This window comes from Salmonella sp. SAL03688, assembly GCF_046551895.1.
Classification (GTDB): Bacteria; Pseudomonadota; Gammaproteobacteria; order Enterobacterales; family Enterobacteriaceae; genus Salmonella; species Salmonella enterica.
Window position 1 is genome coordinate 168,783 of the sequence record NZ_JBGDVI010000003.1, and the last position, 18,361, is coordinate 187,143.

Below are 18,361 nucleotides of genomic sequence, written 5' to 3' on the forward strand. Positions count from 1 at the left end.
GAGAGACAAATTGCAAAATGTGATCTATCGCACACTTTGCCACTCAGGTATCGAAGCGAATGTCTACGCTTAATAGACAGCCGGGCAACACCCGTATCTTTTACGACGCAAGCCGGAGGTCCTTGTCATTATGCTCAACCAGAAATTAAACCCCACGCCTTCTGAAGATCTGACTATTGATGTCGATCTGCTTTATGAAACAGACCCGTGCGAGTTAAAGCTGGATGAAATGATCGAGGCGGAGCCGGAGCCGGAGATGATCGAGGGGCTTCCCGCCTCTGACGCCCTGACCCCTGCCGATCGGTATCTCGAACTGTTCGAGCATGTACAGTCAACAAAACTGTTTCCAGACAGTAAAACGTTCCCGGACTGCGCGCCGAAGATGGACCCGCTTGATATCCTGATCCGCTACCGTAAGGTCAGACGCCACCGTGATTTTGACTTACGCCGCTTCGTCGAGAACCATTTCTGGCTACCGGAAACCTTATCCAGCGAGTATGTCTCTAACCCCGAAAACTCGCTCAAAGAACATATTGACCAGCTTTGGCCGATACTGACGCGCGAACCGCAGGATCATATTCCGTGGTCTTCGCTGCTGGCGCTGCCGCAATCCTATATCGTGCCGGGAGGCCGTTTTAGCGAAACCTATTATTGGGACTCTTATTTTACCATGCTGGGTCTGGCGGAAAGCGGGCGCGAAGATTTACTTAAATGTATGGCGGATAATTTCGCCTGGATGATTGAAAACTATGGCCATATTCCCAACGGCAACCGGACCTATTATCTGAGCCGCTCGCAGCCGCCGGTTTTCGCCCTGATGGTTGAACTGTTCGAAGAAGATGGCGTGCGCGGCGCGCGGCGTTATCTCGACCATCTCAAAATGGAATACGCCTTCTGGATGGACGGCGCCGAATCGCTGGCGCTCAACCAGGCTTATCGCCACGTTGTGCGGATGCCGGACGGTTCCCTGCTGAACCGCTACTGGGACGATCGCGACACGCCGCGCGACGAGTCCTGGCTGGAAGATGTCGAAACTGCAAAACATTCTGGTCGTCCGCCCAATGAAGTCTACCGGGATTTGCGCGCCGGGGCGGCGTCCGGCTGGGACTATTCTTCACGCTGGCTACGCGATGCGGGCCGGCTTGCCAGCATACGTACGACCCAGTTTATCCCTATCGATTTGAATGCTTTTCTGTATAAACTGGAGAGCGCTATCGCCAATATTTCAGCGCTGAAAGGCGAACGTGACACCGAGGCGCTATTTCGCCAGAAAGCCAGCGATCGACGCGCCGCCGTAAACCATTATCTGTGGGATGATGAAAACGGCTGTTATCGGGACTATGACTGGCGACGCGAAGAAATGGCGCTCTTTTCCGCTGCCAGTATCGTGCCGCTGTATGTCGGTATGGCGAACCATGAGCAGGCCGACCGTCTGGCAAATGTGGTACGCAGCCGTCTGTTAACGCCCGGCGGGATTATGGCGACCGAATACGAAACCGGCGAACAGTGGGATAAACCGAACGGCTGGGCACCGCTGCAATGGATGGCGATCCAGGGCTTCAAACGGTATGGCGACGATATGCTGGGCGATGAAATCGCCCATAACTGGTTAAAAACGGTGAACCATTTTTATCAGGAGCACCATAAACTGATCGAGAAATACCATATTTCCGGCGGTACGCCCCGTGAAGGCGGCGGGGGCGAGTATCCGCTACAGGATGGGTTCGGCTGGACCAATGGCGTGGTGCGCCGCCTGATTGGCCTTTACGGAGAGCCTTAACCTGCTCCGACCTCAGTGAATCGCATCATAAATGGCTGACTGAATTTTCAGCCATTTTTTATTGTCTGCGCTGGGCCGGGCCTGAGCGCGCAATCGGGCCTGCTCCGTATCGTGCTGCTGGCGCGTCACAACAGCCGGAACGGTGCAAAACGTTTGCAAATAGGTTTTATGCATCGCGGTCAGCGGCGCGCCGCTCGACATGTCATGACTTAACGTTGTGATAAATCGTCGGCAGGGTTTGACCTCATCCATCAGCGCGGGATAACGCAACAACAGTTGCAGCACCTCGGTATGTCCTGCCGCAAACGCCTGCTCCGTCCACGCGAGCTGCCAGTTCATTCCGCCCTGGAGGAACAGCGCCGTCACCCGCGTATCATTGCGCTCTATCGCCGCCCGCATGGTAAACGCATCCCAGGTAATCCCCATATGATTGAGCGTTTCCCGCGCGGAAGGCGCCTCGCGCGGCGGTTCATCCTGCGCCATTGCGGGAGTTTGCCCGTTATCGGAGCCTGGCGACGGCGAACTAAATAGCCAGAACGCGCCCGCCAGTATCGCCAGCGTCATGACGCCAACCCCGGCCCACAAAGTGCCGGAAATAAGTTGCTCACGCTCTTCAGGCGTACGCGGAGGCCGCTTACGCGGTGGTTCTATGCTCTCGCTAATCTCATGCTTATCTCCCCCGGCCTGCCGATCTTTAAGCCGCGCGGTTTCCCAGAACTGGCGCAATTCACGTTCATCCGCCAGCAGAAACGAAGCGGGATTCACGCGAGTACGTTTTTCGGCATAGGCGCGCTGGATGGGCCGAACGATTTGCTGATACTGAACGTTTAGCAGCATAAGCTGCGCTGAGGTGAGCGGCTGCCTGGCGATAACCTCGTTTCGCGCGAGGCGGCAATCATCCAGAAACATACGCAGGGTGGTGCGCGACTCGGCGAACAGCGTTAACGCTGAGGCGTCATTAAAAATTCTGACGTAATGACGGGCAAATAATTTTTTATCGACCACCATAAGCGCCAGTTCGCTGAACAACATGCCTTCCAGCGCATGTTGATCTTCTCCCTGTTTTAACCACTGGCGCAAACGGTCCGGGCCAAAATTTTGCTTGAGGTAGTGATTCAGCGACGCCCGATCCGGCCATGCGCGCGCAATAAGCGCTTTTAACGTCAGTTCTATCGCCCGAAGCTGACGCTGCGCCTCAAGATGCGCCTCCTGGTCGGGGTCTTCCAGCTCAGTTTGATACGTCAGTAGCGGCTGCTGCTGACGTAGATGTTCCAGCGAGGTGACAAAACGCAACGCGGCAAGGAGTTGATTTTCGCTCACCTCTTGCCCGCTGTCATACTGGGGAACATGCTGCTGAAGGTGACGCAGTTGCAGCATAAACTGGCTCAACTGCGCGTCATTTATCCGCAATTTTTTCGCCACCGCGCCCCAACCGCCCAGGTTAAGACGCGCCTGCTCAAGTTGTTCCATGAACCACCGGGGCTCTTTTCCCTCGGTGGTATGAATACCCAGCAGCAGCAGGATTTCTATTGATGCCTGGCGGATAATCCCCAGGCTATGTTCAAAAGGCGCACGTGTCGCCTGCGAAGCGCTATTCGTCATTATCTTCCCTAAAAAGACGATCCCGCGACGAGATCTTCGTTTTCTTTTAATTATGTTTTTTCATAGATATAACAGATTTAGCCACATTTCAGTGACTTAATCTTAATGATTGCAAATTTATAAGAAGATCGGTTACTAACCAAAAACATCAGTTTTTCATTCTGTCAACGCGGCGTGACGCTGAACGGCATAGACCTTTTCCCTGCCTGCGTTTGGCCGTCTGACCGCTAGCCACGCGTGCAGCACACTTTATAATCGCGCTTTTTATGAGAAAGATGCCATGCCGCACATTTCATCTCGCTTTAGCTCCGCCTGCATCGCGTTTATTAAACAGTGGCAGGGTCTGTCGCTGGAAAAGTATCGCGATCGGCAGGGTAACTGGGTGATTGGTTACGGGCATATGTTGACGCCGGATGAGACGCTGACGTTCATTACGCCCGACCAGGCGGAGGCATTCTTGCTGGATGACCTCAATAGCTGCGATATGCTGCTACAGAATTGTTTGCCGGAACTTAATGATCGGTTTCAACGCGAAACGCTTATTGCGCTGATGTTCAGCATCGGACATCAGCGTTTTTTATCATTAATCAATACGGGTGATATTTCACAGCCAGAAATAAGCGGACTGCGAATTTAACGTCGTTAATTCGATTCATTTAACATCATGGCGGCCTGGGTACGATTTTTTACATCCAGCCGCCGGTAAAGCGACTCCAGATGCGCTTTAACCGTCCCGGTACTAATATTTAACGCCCGCCCAATTTGTTTATTTGATTCTCCTGCGGCAAGCATCTGTAAAATTTCCCGCTGGCGGGCGCTTAACGCTTTTATATCACGGGACTCCAGCTCCGTTGAATTTAACCAATCCCCCGGTAAAAACATCATCCCGCGAGCGACAGCATTGAGCGCAAGGACAAAGGTTTCGGCATCAGAATCGCGTGGCACCACGGCCTGAACGTTAAATTGCATGACTTCATGCAGCCACTTTTGACTGCCATCCATCGCCGTGATAATAATCTTCACCTCCGGAAATTGCTGCGCGATTCTTTGTAACACCTCGCGGCAAAATTCAGCATCCAGGCCGCTATCCAGCATGACCAGCGCATCCGGCGCGCTTTCTATTTTTTGCCAGAGTTCTTCTGCCTGACCGACACTCTGGATACTTATTCCTGGAATGTGCTGCTGCAAACTGATTTTCATTCCATGAATAAATATTGACTGCCTGTCAAACATGATTACCTGCATTACTTTTCTCCACCTGGGTAAGATAATAGTCTCAAGATGAGGAAGGGTATTACCCGTAGGGTAAAATAAGAAGTCGCCATTTGGTATAGGCCATTTTACCGATAGTCATTGGTTGAGGAAGGGAAAGGTTATGAATATTTACAGCTTCAACATCGGGATTACAGAATTCGCTAAAATTAGCCTTTTAAAGTAAGGAATATCTTATTAGCGTGAACAGTCAAGGCTAATTTGAATATTAATTTAATGAAGAGTACGCCTGGCGCGTCACAAAGGAAATATCTGCTTTTCACCTGATGTGTTACAAAAAATAAAGTAGCACATTTTGTTAAAAAATAGCCAATCCGCCTGAAAACCGCGACGATGGGTCAATGACAATACCGTGTATGTACATACATTTCTCTCTCCCACTACACCCGCTGCTATCAGCGTGTTTTACCGCTCTCGTCCCGTTTATCGGCTTTTTGGCGCTAAAATGCCTGGCCGGAAGGCGATAAATCCGCCGCGCAACGCGATCAGACGTATTCGTCACGCGAGCAATGATTGCGAAAGGGCTTATTAGGTGCTAGAAAATCAATAAAACCAGCCGCTTCAGCGTCACTGTTTCAATAAGAACAATAATAGAGCCTGATGATGGATAAAATATATGCAATGAAATTGTTTGTACGCGTGGCGGAACGGGAAAGTTTTTCCCGTGCAGCAGAGGATATCGGCCTTCCCAAAGGCAGCGTCTCACGGCAAATACAAGCGTTAGAACATCAACTGGGCATCCGCCTGCTCCACCGCACCACCCGGCGGGTACAGCTTACTCAGGACGGAATGGTTTACTACGAACGGGCAAAAGATCTGTTGAGTAACCTGGATGAACTGGAGGGTCTTTTCCAGCCTGATCCCGCCAGTATCAGCGGCAAAATACGGGTAGATATACCGCCATGTCTCGCAAACAGCCTTATCATGCCGCGCCTGCCCACTTTTTTGCATCAGTATCCCGGCATTGCGCTGGAACTTTGTAGTAGCGATCGACAAGTCGATTTACTACGGGAAGATTTCGACTGCGTGGTGCGCACAGAGCCGCTACATGCGCCAGGGATACTGACGCGCCCGCTTGGCAAACTGAGAAGGGTGAACTGCGCCAGCCCACAATACCTGGCGCGCTTTGGGTATCCAGAAAACCTTGACGACCTCGCCTCACATGCGGTGGTGCATTATTCATTGACGCCGGGAGTCTCTTCACCGGGTTTTGCCTTTGAAACTCCCCACGGTATGCAGTGGGTAAAAACCGGCGGAATGCTAACGGTAAACAGTACAGAGACCTGGCATACGGCCTGTCTGGCAGGATTAGGGATCATTCAGACGCCGCGCATTGCTGTACGGGAGGCGTTACGCGCCGGAACGCTCATTGAAATTTTACCGCAATATCGCGCCGCTCCACTGCCGGTGACGCTGCATTATCCCCATCGCCGTAATCTTTCCCGCCGGGTACACCTGTTTATGGTATGGCTGACTGAAACCATTAAAGAGGCCGCAGAGTAGCCGCATTTTCAGCATCCACCGGGGAGAAGCTATACTGACATATTCTATTAATGATGAAGGACTACCGACCTGATGACGCAGGAAAATGACGTAAAACGCCCTATTCAGGAACTGGAGCACGACCCGATACAAAAAATAGAAACGCAGCCGCATGACGCCCTGGAAAAAAACGAAAAGGCAAATCAGGCGTTGCATTCCGTCACCACCCTGATGCAAAAAATACAGCGTCAACCAATGGTGGCCCACCTCATTCGCGCGACCGAACGTTTTAACGATCGACTGGGTAATCAGTTTGGCGCGGCTATCACCTACTTTTCGTTTCTGTCGATGATCCCGATAATGATGGTGTCCTTTGCCGCGGCAGGTTTTATCCTCGCCTCGCACCCTAATCTACTGGAAGATATTTTCAGCAAGATATTGATGAATGTGAGCGATCCTACGCTGGCGTCCACGCTTAAAAATACGATTAATACGGCGGTTCAACAGCGTACCACGGTAGGGCTGGTCGGACTGGGTATCGCGCTCTATTCCGGCGTTAACTGGATGGGCAACCTGCGGGAAGCGATTCGCGCCCAGTCACGGGACGTCTGGGAGCGCAAGCCGCAGGATCAGGAGAAAATCTGGCTCAAATATCTGCGCGATTTTATCTCGCTGATTGGATTATTAATCGCTTTAATCATTACGCTGTCCATTACTTCCATTGCCGGTTCCGCCCAGCAGATGATCATCTCCGCCTTGTACCTCGACAGCATCGAATGGTTAAAACCGGCCTGGCATTTGATCGGTCTGGCCATCTCTATTTTTGCCAACTATCTACTTTTTTTCTGGATTTTCTGGCGACTGCCTCGCCATCGTCCCCGTAAAAAAGCGTTGATTCGCGGGACATTTATCGCCGCTATCGGTTTTGAGGTGATTAAAATCATTATGACCTATACGCTGCCGTCACTGGTGAAATCGCCTTCCGGCGCGGCGTTTGGCTCCGTACTCGGTCTGATGGCATTCTTCTACTTTTTTGCCCGCCTGACGTTATTCTGCGCGGCCTGGATAGCCACCGCCGAATACAAGGACGACCCGCGAATGCCGGGTAAAACGCAACGCTAGTCTGCGGCTTGCTGCCGAATGGCACGCACGGCGTCGTCATTCGGCCTACTGATGTGTAGATCCAGGCCGGGCAAGCAAAGCGTACCCGGCGGTACAATCAGGCACGTCCTTCCGCCTCATCTCATTGTTTCAGCATATAAATCCAGTAATTAACTTTTATTTAACCATAAACCAGTTTTATCCACCAATTCTAAAATTATGTGAAGCATTTCATAGACGCAAAATGGCTGGCTTAAACATTATCCCCTTTTTGCGCTTTTTTTGACCATTTTTGGCTTTTGTTACACATTGAAATATAACTTTTGCTGTGCGTAATATGGCTATTCGTTCGCTAAAAATAAGAAAATAGTATGCAAGCAACCGCCACAACACTCGACCATGAGCAGGAACATGTTCCGGTAAACTCACGCAATAAAGTCGTTATTGCCTCGCTTATCGGCACCGCGATTGAGTTCTTCGACTTCTATATTTACGCCACCGCTGCGGTGATCGTGTTCCCCCTTATCTTCTTCCCCCAGGGCGATCCCACTGCGGCAACGCTACAATCGCTCGCCACCTTCGCTATCGCGTTTGTGGCGCGTCCGATCGGCTCTGCGCTATTCGGCCACTTCGGCGACCGGGTAGGCCGCAAAGTCACGCTGGTGGCTTCGCTGCTGACGATGGGGATCTCCACGGTTATTATCGGTCTGTTACCGGGCTACGCGACGATAGGTATTTTCGCGCCGCTGCTGCTGGCGCTGGCGCGTTTCGGTCAGGGACTGGGGCTGGGCGGCGAATGGGGCGGCGCGGCGTTATTAGCGACGGAGAATGCGCCGCCGCGCAAACGCGCGCTGTATGGCTCCTTCCCGCAGTTGGGCGCGCCGATCGGCTTCTTTTTTGCCAATGGCACCTTCCTGTTGCTCTCCTGGCTGCTGACCGACGAGCAGTTTATGAGCTGGGGCTGGCGCGTGCCGTTTATCTTCTCGGCGGTGCTGGTGATTATCGGCCTGTATGTGCGCGTGTCGCTGCATGAAACGCCGGTGTTTGCGAAAGTCGCCGCAGCGAAAAAACAGGTAAAAATACCGCTGGGCACGTTGCTGACGAAGCATGTCCGCGTAACCGTTCTCGGCACGTTTATTATGCTGGCGACCTACACGCTGTTCTATATCATGACCGTCTATTCCATGACTTACAGCACTGCCGCCGCGCCGGTGGGGCTTGGCTTGCCGCGCAATGAAATACTGTGGATGCTGATGATGGCGGTGATTGGTTTCGGCGTGATGGTGCCCATCGCCGGCCTGCTGGCGGACGCATTTGGCCGTCGGAAAAGCATGGTCATCATTACCACGCTCATCATTCTCTTCGCGTTGTTCGCCTTTACCCCGCTGCTGGGTTCAGGCAATCCAGCGCTGGTATTCGTGTTCCTGTTGTTAGGCCTGAGCCTGATGGGGCTGACCTTCGGCCCAATGGGAGCGCTGCTGCCGGAGCTATTTCCGACGGAAGTGCGCTATACCGGCGCATCGTTTTCCTACAATGTATCATCGATTCTGGGCGCTTCCGTCGCGCCGTATATTGCCGCATGGCTGCAAAGCCACTACGGGCTGGCGGCGGTAGGGGTTTACCTGGCGTCAATGGCGGCGCTGACGCTGATTGCACTGCTGTTAACCCATGAGACGCGTCATCAGGCGTTGTAATAGGGCGCCGGATGGCATCATCCGGCGCTACGTTTCACGTTACTGCTTCATCTGCGTTAAAATCGTCCGGCACTGATTGGCTTCGCCTTCAGAGGGCGAAATGAGCGCCAATAGCGCGGCGGCGGGCGTTACCAACGTCGCCAGCGCTGCCGCAACCGCGCCGCGCGCAATCAGCGGGCCGGGCTTGACGCCCGCCTGCGGATTTTTAAATGTCCCGCGCACGTACAGCGGCGATCGCAGCGTAATAATACGAATCCCTTTACTTTCCGGATCAATGGTTAAATCGAGCTGTTCAGAGGCGAAGCTCGCCGTACCGGTCACGTTAATCAACGCATTTTCTGTATCAAAAGCAAAAATTTGCGGTCGCGCCACGCCGTTCGCAATATTGAGATTCGCCGCCGCGCAGTTAACCCGCACTTCGTCATCGCCAAAAATCTGCCCGACAATATAGTTGCCGACGTTCAGCCCCACGATTTCCATCAGGTTGCGGCTAATCAATCCATCATTCATCAATAATTTGAGATTGCCGTTACTGTTGCCAAGCAGCGCGGCGACCGAGTTGCCCGTCCCGCGAATATCCGCATCGCCGTTCAGCTCGCCCAGCGTTTTCTGCATCAGCTCCACATCCGGCATCAGTTCTTTAAGCTTCAGCCGACGCGCCTGTATATCCGCCCGCCCCTGCATTGGTTTTTTATCCCCTTCCAGATGGATGTTGGAGACAATACTGCCGCCTGCCAGACCAAACTTCAGCGGCTGTAGACGTAAGTCGGCGTTTTTTAGGATGATATGGGTCGAAAGATCGCTAATCGGTAGACTGCCGCCATGCTCAATACGTCGGCCTTTAAACCGGACATCGGCGTCCATAACGTCCCATTTGTCGGTTTCAAAGCGATCGTAAGGCAACACTTTATCCGCCGGCTGAACATTCTTCTCGCCTTTGCGCTGTTCAGACCGTTTCGACTGCTCAGCGTCTTTCCCGGAATCCACGCCAATCAGCGGCCCAAGATCGGCCAGTCGTAACTGGCGCGATTCGACATCGCCTTCCAGTTTAGGGCGCGGTTTACCGGTGGTATAAGTGAGGGAGCCGTGGATATCACTGTCGCCAATGCGCCCATTAAAACCGCGATAATCAAATACCGATGACTTTTCGGCGTCAATTTTCGCCACCAATCGCCCATCGGTCTCAAACGGCGGCGTATCCGGCAGCAGCACGCCGGTTAAATCATATAAATCGCCCAGTGAATCGCCAGAGAATTTAAGCCGCAGATCGACGCCGCCCATTTTCATCGGCTCGTTCACCACGCCGCTAAAAGCCACCCGCGTATTACCAGAGCGGAAATCGGCCTGCACAGGAAAAGGCGTACTTTCGCTGCGTAGCGCCAACATACCGCCTATTTTGCCCGTACCGGTCAACGGTTCCCCGTTATAACGCCCCTGCGCCTTCAGGCCGAAGACATAGTCGCCCACGGTGGATTTGTCTGCTTTGCCTTTCGTTCCCGTCACTTCGCTGAACGGCAACGGTTTGCCTAACGGATCGACCAGAATAGTGATATCCGCTTTACTGACCTTATCATCGATCGCGATTCGCCCCTGGTCGAAGAGAATATTATCCAGCCGGAAGGACCAGGCTGAAGGTTTAGCATTGGGGTCCGTATTCTTGTCTTGCGCGAGGTTAAAGGTCCAGTTATTGGTTTTCTCGGACAGACGAATAAGACGCGCGTCGGGTTTCACCAGTTTGATCCACGGCAGCCAGACGGTTTTGGTCAGGAGCGCCAGCGGGGCAAGCGTCGCCTCAACGCGTGGCAGATGTACCATCGTAACTTCCGGAATATCCGGCGGATTGCCGAGAATGACGTCTTCCGCGTGAACATGCGGCCACGGTACCCAGCTTCGCCAGCCGGTCTCCTGTTTTTGGCGTTCCCACACCACGCCTAAATCGCCGCGAATAGCGAAAGGCCGGTTCAATTCGGTAGAGACTTTCTGGTTGATGGTCGGTTTGAGGCGGTTCCAGTCAAATGTTGCGATCAACAAAATCACTATGGCGATCAACAACAAGAAAGTCCCTGTGATGGCGGCGGTTATTTTGCCTGCTTTAGTCATGTGTTATTTCCTCACTTCTTCCCTTGCCTGTCCTAAAGATAGTTCAGCCAGACGAAAAAGGAGGATGACCGCGCCTCGTAATACCACGTATTACGGGAACAGTCTGGCGTTACAGGGTCAGAATCACCTCTTCGAGCGATATCAGCGGCACGGGTCGAGAAAGAAAATAGCCCTGGGCAGCAAAGGCGGGCGAACGCTGCACATCACGCCACTCTTCCAGCGTCTCCACGCCCTCGACAATAACGCCGCGGCAGTAGCGGTTCATCAGTTGCAGCAGCAGAATGAACAGGTTGCGCCCCTCCGCGGACTGACGCAGCATGACGAATAGCTCGCGCGCCACTTTAATGTAGTCATAACGCACTTCGCTCAGCGCTGAAAAATTGGCCATGCCTGTACCAAAATCATCCAGCCACAGCGGGCCGAACTCACACATCGAGGCGAAAGAGGAGTCTTTCGGCAAACGAATATGTTCCACCAGTTCGAAACGCAGCCAGGGTAAGCGCTCCATCGCGGCCAGAATGTCCGGCTGTCGTCGCATGGCAATCAGCGTAGGGCCATCGACATTGACCGATGCCAATAAGTGATGGCGAGTGAAAAAATCCGCTTTTTGTTCAAGCTGATGAAGTTGTTCTTTCACTACGTCAATGCGGTGTCGAACCGCTAACTCCGCGAAATAACGATCCGGGGCAATACGTCTGGAAGGGTTATCAGGATGGGTGACGACAGTGAGAAGTTCAACCGCCATCAGACGGCCATCCGTCTGGTATATCGGCTGGTAAGTATAGGCACGCTCGCATTGCAGCCAATAGCGCCGTTCCTGCAAATTCTCTATACCTGCATCAGGAACGCGTAGCTGCTGGATAACCTGCTTTATCATCTCAGTTGTCCTGTTAATGGGAGTGTGACTGTCCGGACTCGTCAAAGGTTATCGGCGTTCAGGCAGAGAACTTTACCCTCGGTCCCTGGCAAAATAAAAAACAGACCACGAAACTTGTCAAAAATACGCACTTGCTCAAAAAAATAATGGACCGATGTTTTAATATTATTGACCACTAAACATCCACAGCGCACACTAACGCTAATTTTTACAGATCAGGTTCACGACTATGTCTAAAAAGATTGCCGTGATTGGCGAATGCATGATTGAGCTGTCGCAGAAAGGCGCTGATGTTCAGCGCGGCTTCGGCGGCGACACGCTGAATACCTCCGTTTATATTGCCCGTCAGGTCGATTCTGCCGCTCTGGCCGTTCACTATGTGACGGCGCTGGGTACCGACAGTTTCAGCCAACAGATGCTGGAGGCGTGGCAGCATGAAAATGTGGATACCTCGCTAACGCAGCGGATGGAAAATCGCCTGCCAGGCCTCTATTACATCGAAACCGATGATACTGGCGAGCGTACCTTCTACTACTGGCGTAACGAAGCGGCAGCGAAATTCTGGCTGGAGAGCGAGCAGTCAGCGGCTATCTGCGAGGCGCTGGCGACCTTCGATTATCTCTACCTGAGCGGCATTAGCCTCGCAATTTTAAGCCCGACCAGCCGTGATAAGCTGCTATCTTTATTGCGTGAATGTCGGGCCAACGGCGGGAAAGTCATTTTTGATAATAACTATCGCCCGCGTTTATGGACAAGTCGCGAAGAAACGCAGCAGGTCTATCAAAAGATGCTGGAATGTACTGATATCGCCTTCCTGACACTGGACGATGAAGACGCACTATGGGGTCAACAACCGGTGGAAGAGGTCATTGCCCGCACCCATGCGGCAGGCGTGCAGGAAGTGGTGGTAAAACGCGGGGCGGACTCTTGCCTGGTCTCGATTCAGGGCGAGGCGCTCATTGACGTTCCGGCAGTGAAACTGCCGAAAGAGAAAGTGATAGACACCACTGCCGCAGGCGACTCCTTCAGCGCCGGTTATCTGGCCGTTCGTTTGACGGGCGGCAGCGCGACGGATGCCGCGAAGCGCGGACACCTGACGGCCAGCACGGTGATTCAGTACCGTGGGGCCATTATTCCGCACGACGCGATGCCGCAGTAAGTCATTCGCTCTTGCCCGGTGGCGCTGCGCTTACCGGGCCGACAGGCGGCAGCTTACTGTGCCGCCGGTGTTTCCGTCACTTCCGGATGCGCCTCATCTGCTTCAACAGCGGCGGCAGTTGTCGGGACCATGATTTCATCCCACGTCGCCTTTAACGCCTTCATATTAAATTCCGGCTCGCCTTGCGGTTGCAGCAAAATTAATGCCATCTCCTGCGATAGCTGCTGACGTAGATTCTGATTGAGCATATCGACGGTCAGGCTGTTGAGGAAATTCTGACGCAGCTTCTGATACTGCTCCGGCGCGATATCCACCACTTGATTCTGCAGCGAGCGCATACGCTGTCCAGTCAAAATGTCAGTATCGGTACGCGCGTAGGTCGCGAACAGCTTTTGCAATTCGAGATTTTTCTGCGCCACCAGCGCAGTAAACTCCTCTTCCGACAAACCTTTATCGCGTACTTTCGCCAGTTCATTCGCCACCAGGCTCAAATTGGTATTGAGCTTATCATTAGGTGATTCAATGTTGATGGCGCACTGCGCGCGCAGGAACAGAACCCGGCAGTCAAACCCCAGACCAATATCTTTCGCGTTATTTTTAGTAAGCTCTTGCTGGATATGCCAGAACAGCGCTTCGCGCGCCAGATCCGCCTGCCAGTAGCGCAACAGCGCCGCCGACTCGCGAATCGGTTGCCACGGCGTATCCCACATAATGGAGAGACGATCCTGGCGCACCGCATCGGTCATAATGCTCACTGATTCCGCCCGCAGCGGCGAAAGCGTCGGCACCGGGGCGGGCGTTTCGCGTTTACCTTTCAGCGTACCGAACGTTTTATTGATCTGCTCGGCGACGGAGCGCGCATCAATGTTGCCGACAACAATCAGCGTCATGGCATCCGGGGTGTACCATTTTTCATAGAAAGCCTGAATTTTGGCTGCGTCTACCGGCTGCTTTAACGGTTCCGCGGGATCGTGCCCCAATAACGCCGACCCTTTCAGCCGATAACGCCACCAGCCCTCTTTAGTATCTGCTGGCCACGTCGCAACCATATCTTCGCTGCTTAACGCATGATTCACCGTCTCTGGCGTAATGGTTAATTTACCGGAGACGTTAGCCAGATAGGTCAGCGCTTCTTTCAGCAGATCGTTACGGTTATTGGGTAAACTGAGGTTATAGAGCGTGGAATCATAAGAAACAATAACGGGCGGCATGGGACGTTTCGGATCAAACCCTTGCTGCCATAAAGAACGTGCCTGTGCGGCATCCAGACCACCGCTTTGCGTCAGCGCGATACGGGGAATCGCATGGCTGAACCCGCTCTGTTGCGTACTTTCGGTGAGCGAACCGGTATTAACCTGGAGACGAACTTCAATACGATCGCTGGGGCGCTGAGGCGTAGCCAACACTTGCCACTGTAACCCATTAGCCAGCGTCCCCTGTTGCCATGCCGGATCGGGCTGGAGCGCATCTGCCTGCACATAGCCGGCAGAGGCCAACATCAACAGACTGCCCGCTAAGAGTCGAATTTTTGTGCCCTGCATGTGAACCCCTGATCAACAATCCTGGTAATAAAAAGACAGCCCCGGCAGGGATGTCTGAATATGACGTAAAAACACTTCGTGTTAGACCGCGAGAACCTAAAAATGTCACGGAAGAAGTGAAATAATCCCTAAGCATCATGCTGTATGCTTTGGGCGCAGGGGTCAATTATGCGCAAACACCCGCAGTCCTGGAAGGGACTACGGGCATAAGTGGCGAGATTAGGAGGAAATTTCGTGCGTTTTGCCATCCGGCGCACGATTATTAAGCACATCGTCCAGCTTTTGGTGATCTAACTCTTTCACCCATTTGGCAACCACCACCGTCGCCACGCCGTTACCCACCAGGTTAGTCAGCGCGCGCTTCGGACATAAAGCGGTCGATACCGAGGATTAACGCCAGTCCCGCAACCGGTAAATGGCCCACGGCGGAGATAGTGGCCGCCAGCACGATAAAGCCGCTTCCGGTCACGCCCGCGGCGCCTTTTGACGAGAGCAGCAGCACGACCAGCAGCGTGATCTGGTGGAAGATATCCATATGGCTGTTGGTCGCCTGGGCGATAAACACCGCCGCCATCGTCAGGTAGATAGAGGTGCCATCAAGGTTGAACGAATACCCCGTCGGGATCACCAGCCCCACCACCGATTTACGGCACCCCAGTTTTTCCATCTTATTGAGCATACGCGGCAACGCTGACTCGGAAGAGGAGGTGCCGAGCACAATGAGTAATTCTTCCCGGATATAGCGAATAAATTTAAAAATGCTAAAGCCCGTTACCCGTGCAATCGTCCCCAGCACCACCACCACGAAGAGAATACAGGTGATATAGAAGCAGATAATGAGCTGCCCCAGTTGCACCAGAGAACCGACGCCGTATTTACCGATGGTGAAGGCCATCGCGCCGAATGCGCCAATCGGCGCCAGGCGCATGATCATATTGATGATGCCGAAAATGACCTGCGAAAAACTCTCAATCACATTGAAAATGAGCTGGCCTTTGCTGCCCAAACGGTGCAGCGCAAAACCAAACAACACCGCAAACAGTAAGACCTGCAGAATGTTGCCGCTGGCAAACGCGCCGATCACGCTGCCCGGTATGACATCCATCAGGAAGGCAATAATGCCCTGCTCCTTGGCTTGTGCGGCATAAACGGCCACCGCCTGCGCATCCAGCGTTGCCGGATCGACGTTCATCCCGGCGCCAGGTTGCACAACGTTGACGATGATAAGACCGATAATCAGCGCAATCGTACTGACAATTTCAAAGTAAAGCAGCGCGACCGCGCCGGTACGGCCCACCGCTTTCATGCTTTCCATGCCTGCGATGCCCGTCACGACAGTACAGAAAATGACAGGAGCGATGATCATCTTAATGAGCTTAACGAACGCGTCGCCAAGCGGTTTCATTTGTGCGCCCAGTTCAGGATAGTAATGGCCAAGGAGAATACCAATGGCGATTGCTGTCAGGACCTGAAAATAAAGACTTTTGAACAGAGAGGTTTTCATAGGGTGTCCTTGAAGTAAAAACCACAGGTCTTGTAAGGTTATGAGTAACCTGCGGCCTTAAAATAACACCCACACAACATGACAGAAATGCGCCAAGATCATAATTGAAACAAAAATGTTAAAAAGTTTGAGCTGGCTCGCACAAGCGCGACCTTTTTTAACTTTTGTAATCAGGATTTTCGTGCGACAGATACCGTTCTTCAAAGATATCCGCGGGAACGGGCCGAGCAAACAGGAAGCCTTGCGCGACGTTGACTCCCGCCTGTTCCAGCCACGCGCGTTGCGCCTCGTTCTCCACGCCCTCGGCAATCAATTGTAAATTAAGACTGCGGGCCATCAGAATAATCGCCGTCACCATACTGTGATCATCCGGTAACCCATCGACAAACATTTTATCAATTTTAAGGATATCGACCGGTAGCGACTTCATATGCTGTAACTGGCGCAGCCCCGCGTAACCCATGCCAAAATCATCCAGTGCGATACGCACGCCAGCATTACGTAACGGACGTAAGATAGCGACGGCAGCGTGCGGATCGTCGATACGGCGGCTTTCAGTGACCTCAAGAATCAGCGTACCCGGTTGAATACGATAGCGGTTTAACAATTCCAGCAGCTCCGACACCATGCCAGGGTGCATGAGCTGTAACGCGGAAAGATTGACGGAGAGCGGCAATGTCACGCCGCGCTCCTGCCAGGCGGCAAGCTGGCGGCAGGACTCTTCCAGCACCCAATGGCCCACCGTGACCATCAGGCCGCAGGATTCAATGCGCTCAATCAGCCCATCTGGTAATTCCCAGCTACCGTCCGGCTGTTGCATACGTAACAAGGCTTCGGCACTTAATACGTTGCCGCTGCGCATCTCGACCTGCGGCTGCAGCCAAATGGCAAACTGATGGTTATCCAGCGCGGTAAGGATATCGCTCTCTTCGGTAAGGCGCTGTTGAGCGGCCTCCATCTGCGCCGGGTCAAAGAACTGGATTTGATTTTTACCTTTTCGGCGCGCGGTAAACGCGGCGGAGACGGCGCGACCATAGAGCTCTTCGGCGGTCAGATCGCCATAATACATCGCAATGCCAATACTGCAGCTTGGGCGCAGTTGAATACCCTGAATGGGTAGTCGTTCATTAATGATAGTGAGTATTTGCTGACCTAATGTGATGGCGTGCCACGGCTCTTTGACGCCGTGGGCGATAATGGCAAAGTCATACCCGCTGACCTGCGTAAGCACCATGCGCGGCGCCAGCACCGACTTCAGCTTCTCAACCAACGTCAGTAATAGAATCTCCCGCTGCGTTTCTTGCAGCACGCCTGCCGTGTCACGCAACGTTTCGCACGTCACGATGATAAGCGCGGTGGTCTGTTGGCGGGCGATAACCTGTTCCAGCAATGCCATTAAAAAGGCTTTATTGGGCAGCTCGGAAACCGGAAAACGCATCGCGTTGTCCGTTTGCTCCTCGCGTTGACGCTGCATAAGCTGCTGGTTGAGGTTATAGCTGCGCACCAGCATTCCAATTTCATCATCCTGATGCAAACGCGGCAACGCCAGCTGATGTCCGATCAGCTCCTGCTGCGGAATGTCGTTCAGCTCGCGGGCGATTTTGCGCAGCGGATGCACAATCAGGCGGTTTACGCACCAGGCGATGGCCACCGTCAGGATCAGCGATAGAAGTAAGTAAATGGTCACTAACGTAGAGAGCGCGCTCATGACGAACTTGTACATACGGTACGAATCCGCCTGCAATACAAGGTAGGCCAGCGGTTGCGGATTGGCGGGACGCTCCAGCGAATAAACCGGCAAAGAAATTTGTACCGGCAGTTCGAAGAGACGCGTCACCATAACCGGGACGGGGCGTTCAGGAATGAAGCGCTTACGCAACGCCTGGAACTGATTCGGCAATACCACATCGGCGCGACTCACCACGCCCGCAGGTTTAATACTTTCCAGAATGGTTTCCGCGCCGGGGAGATCCGCTTTTAAAATCGCGGAAGAAAGAGGTTCCCGAACAGATCGCGCGATGCTTTCCAGTTGCGTAGCCGTGTTGTAGCGGTTCTGCTGTACCAGATGGAACAACAAAACGGTGCAAAAGACAAAAACAAACACCATGACAACGGCCGCAACCATTGCCATCTGTTTAATTGTTAACGAGCGGCTGACGCGCAAATTGACTCTCCCTGGATATCCCGGACTGCCGCCTGAGTATACCCGATTGCAGCGGCATTAAGAGAGGCTGTATCTGAAAAGGACT

12 protein-coding genes and 1 pseudogene are annotated in these 18,361 nt (G+C 53.1%); 6 read left to right on the plus strand and 7 right to left on the minus strand.

The annotated features are described in order from the left end of the window. Window positions 1-130: 130 nt before the first annotated feature. Complete coding sequence (locus tag ACLJR2_RS04270) at window positions 131-1,780, plus strand: alpha,alpha-trehalase (RefSeq protein WP_000934257.1); 1,650 nt, start codon at window positions 131-133, stop codon at window positions 1,778-1,780. A gap of 12 nt (window positions 1,781-1,792) precedes the next feature. Here ACLJR2_RS04270 and ACLJR2_RS04275 read toward each other — a convergent pair whose 3' ends face one another. Then, on the minus strand, window positions 1,793-3,382 hold the full coding sequence (locus ACLJR2_RS04275) for an STY4199 family HEPN domain-containing protein (RefSeq protein ID WP_000185016.1): 1,590 nt from the start codon (window positions 3,380-3,382) through the stop codon (window positions 1,793-1,795). Between the two features lie 280 nt (window positions 3,383-3,662). Between ACLJR2_RS04275 and ACLJR2_RS04280 the strand changes: the two genes are divergently transcribed. Next, the gene (locus ACLJR2_RS04280; RefSeq protein WP_001120251.1) at window positions 3,663-4,019 is read left to right on the plus strand and encodes a glycoside hydrolase family protein; all 357 of its coding nucleotides are present in this window, start codon (window positions 3,663-3,665) and stop codon (window positions 4,017-4,019) included. Between the two features lie 5 nt (window positions 4,020-4,024). Here the strand turns inward: ACLJR2_RS04280 and ACLJR2_RS04285 are convergent, their stop codons facing one another. Further along, on the minus strand, window positions 4,025-4,627 hold the full coding sequence (locus tag ACLJR2_RS04285) for a response regulator transcription factor (RefSeq protein ID WP_001196081.1): 603 nt from the start codon (window positions 4,625-4,627) through the stop codon (window positions 4,025-4,027). Between the two features lie 630 nt (window positions 4,628-5,257). Between ACLJR2_RS04285 and ACLJR2_RS04290 the strand changes: the two genes are divergently transcribed. The 3 genes from ACLJR2_RS04290 to ACLJR2_RS04300 all read left to right on the plus strand — a co-directional run bounded on the left by ACLJR2_RS04290 (window position 5,258) and on the right by ACLJR2_RS04300 (window position 8,931). After that, on the plus strand, window positions 5,258-6,157 hold the full coding sequence (locus ACLJR2_RS04290) for a LysR family transcriptional regulator (RefSeq protein WP_000358046.1): 900 nt from the start codon (window positions 5,258-5,260) through the stop codon (window positions 6,155-6,157). A 72-nt stretch (window positions 6,158-6,229) separates the two neighbouring features. Beyond that, window positions 6,230-7,258, plus strand: coding sequence for an inner membrane protein YhjD (gene yhjD, locus ACLJR2_RS04295; RefSeq protein ID WP_000191227.1), 1,029 nt, complete (start codon window positions 6,230-6,232; stop codon window positions 7,256-7,258). A gap of 350 nt (window positions 7,259-7,608) precedes the next feature. Further along, window positions 7,609-8,931, plus strand: coding sequence for an MFS transporter (locus ACLJR2_RS04300; RefSeq protein ID WP_001148983.1), 1,323 nt, complete (start codon window positions 7,609-7,611; stop codon window positions 8,929-8,931). Window positions 8,932-8,970: 39 nt separating this feature from the next. Here ACLJR2_RS04300 and ACLJR2_RS04305 read toward each other — a convergent pair whose 3' ends face one another. Beyond that, window positions 8,971-11,031 (minus strand): AsmA family protein, encoded by a 2,061-nt coding sequence (locus ACLJR2_RS04305; RefSeq protein ID WP_000158680.1) that lies wholly within the window; start codon window positions 11,029-11,031, stop codon window positions 8,971-8,973. 109 nt (window positions 11,032-11,140) lie between these two features. Continuing rightward, window positions 11,141-11,908 carry a cyclic-guanylate-specific phosphodiesterase gene (gene pdeH / locus ACLJR2_RS04310; RefSeq protein ID WP_000595623.1) on the minus strand — a complete coding sequence of 256 codons (768 nt, stop codon included), beginning with the start codon at window positions 11,906-11,908 and terminating at the stop codon, window positions 11,141-11,143. A gap of 229 nt (window positions 11,909-12,137) precedes the next feature. Here pdeH and ACLJR2_RS04315 point away from each other — a divergent pair, with 229 nt between their 5' ends. After that, window positions 12,138-13,067, plus strand: coding sequence for a sugar kinase (locus tag ACLJR2_RS04315; protein ID WP_000037575.1), 930 nt, complete (start codon window positions 12,138-12,140; stop codon window positions 13,065-13,067). 53 nt (window positions 13,068-13,120) lie between these two features. Here the strand turns inward: ACLJR2_RS04315 and ACLJR2_RS04320 are convergent, their stop codons facing one another. The 3 genes and pseudogenes from ACLJR2_RS04320 to hmsP form a co-directional block, all read right to left on the minus strand. Beyond that, window positions 13,121-14,608 (minus strand): M16 family metallopeptidase, encoded by a 1,488-nt coding sequence (locus tag ACLJR2_RS04320; protein ID WP_001163182.1) that lies wholly within the window; start codon window positions 14,606-14,608, stop codon window positions 13,121-13,123. 219 nt (window positions 14,609-14,827) lie between these two features. Beyond that, window positions 14,828-16,112: pseudogene (dctA, locus tag ACLJR2_RS04325) on the minus strand (C4-dicarboxylate transporter DctC). 157 nt (window positions 16,113-16,269) lie between these two features. After that, window positions 16,270-18,276, minus strand: coding sequence for a biofilm formation regulator HmsP (gene hmsP / locus ACLJR2_RS04330; protein WP_001266348.1), 2,007 nt, complete (start codon window positions 18,274-18,276; stop codon window positions 16,270-16,272). Between the last annotated feature and the right edge of the window lie 85 nt (window positions 18,277-18,361).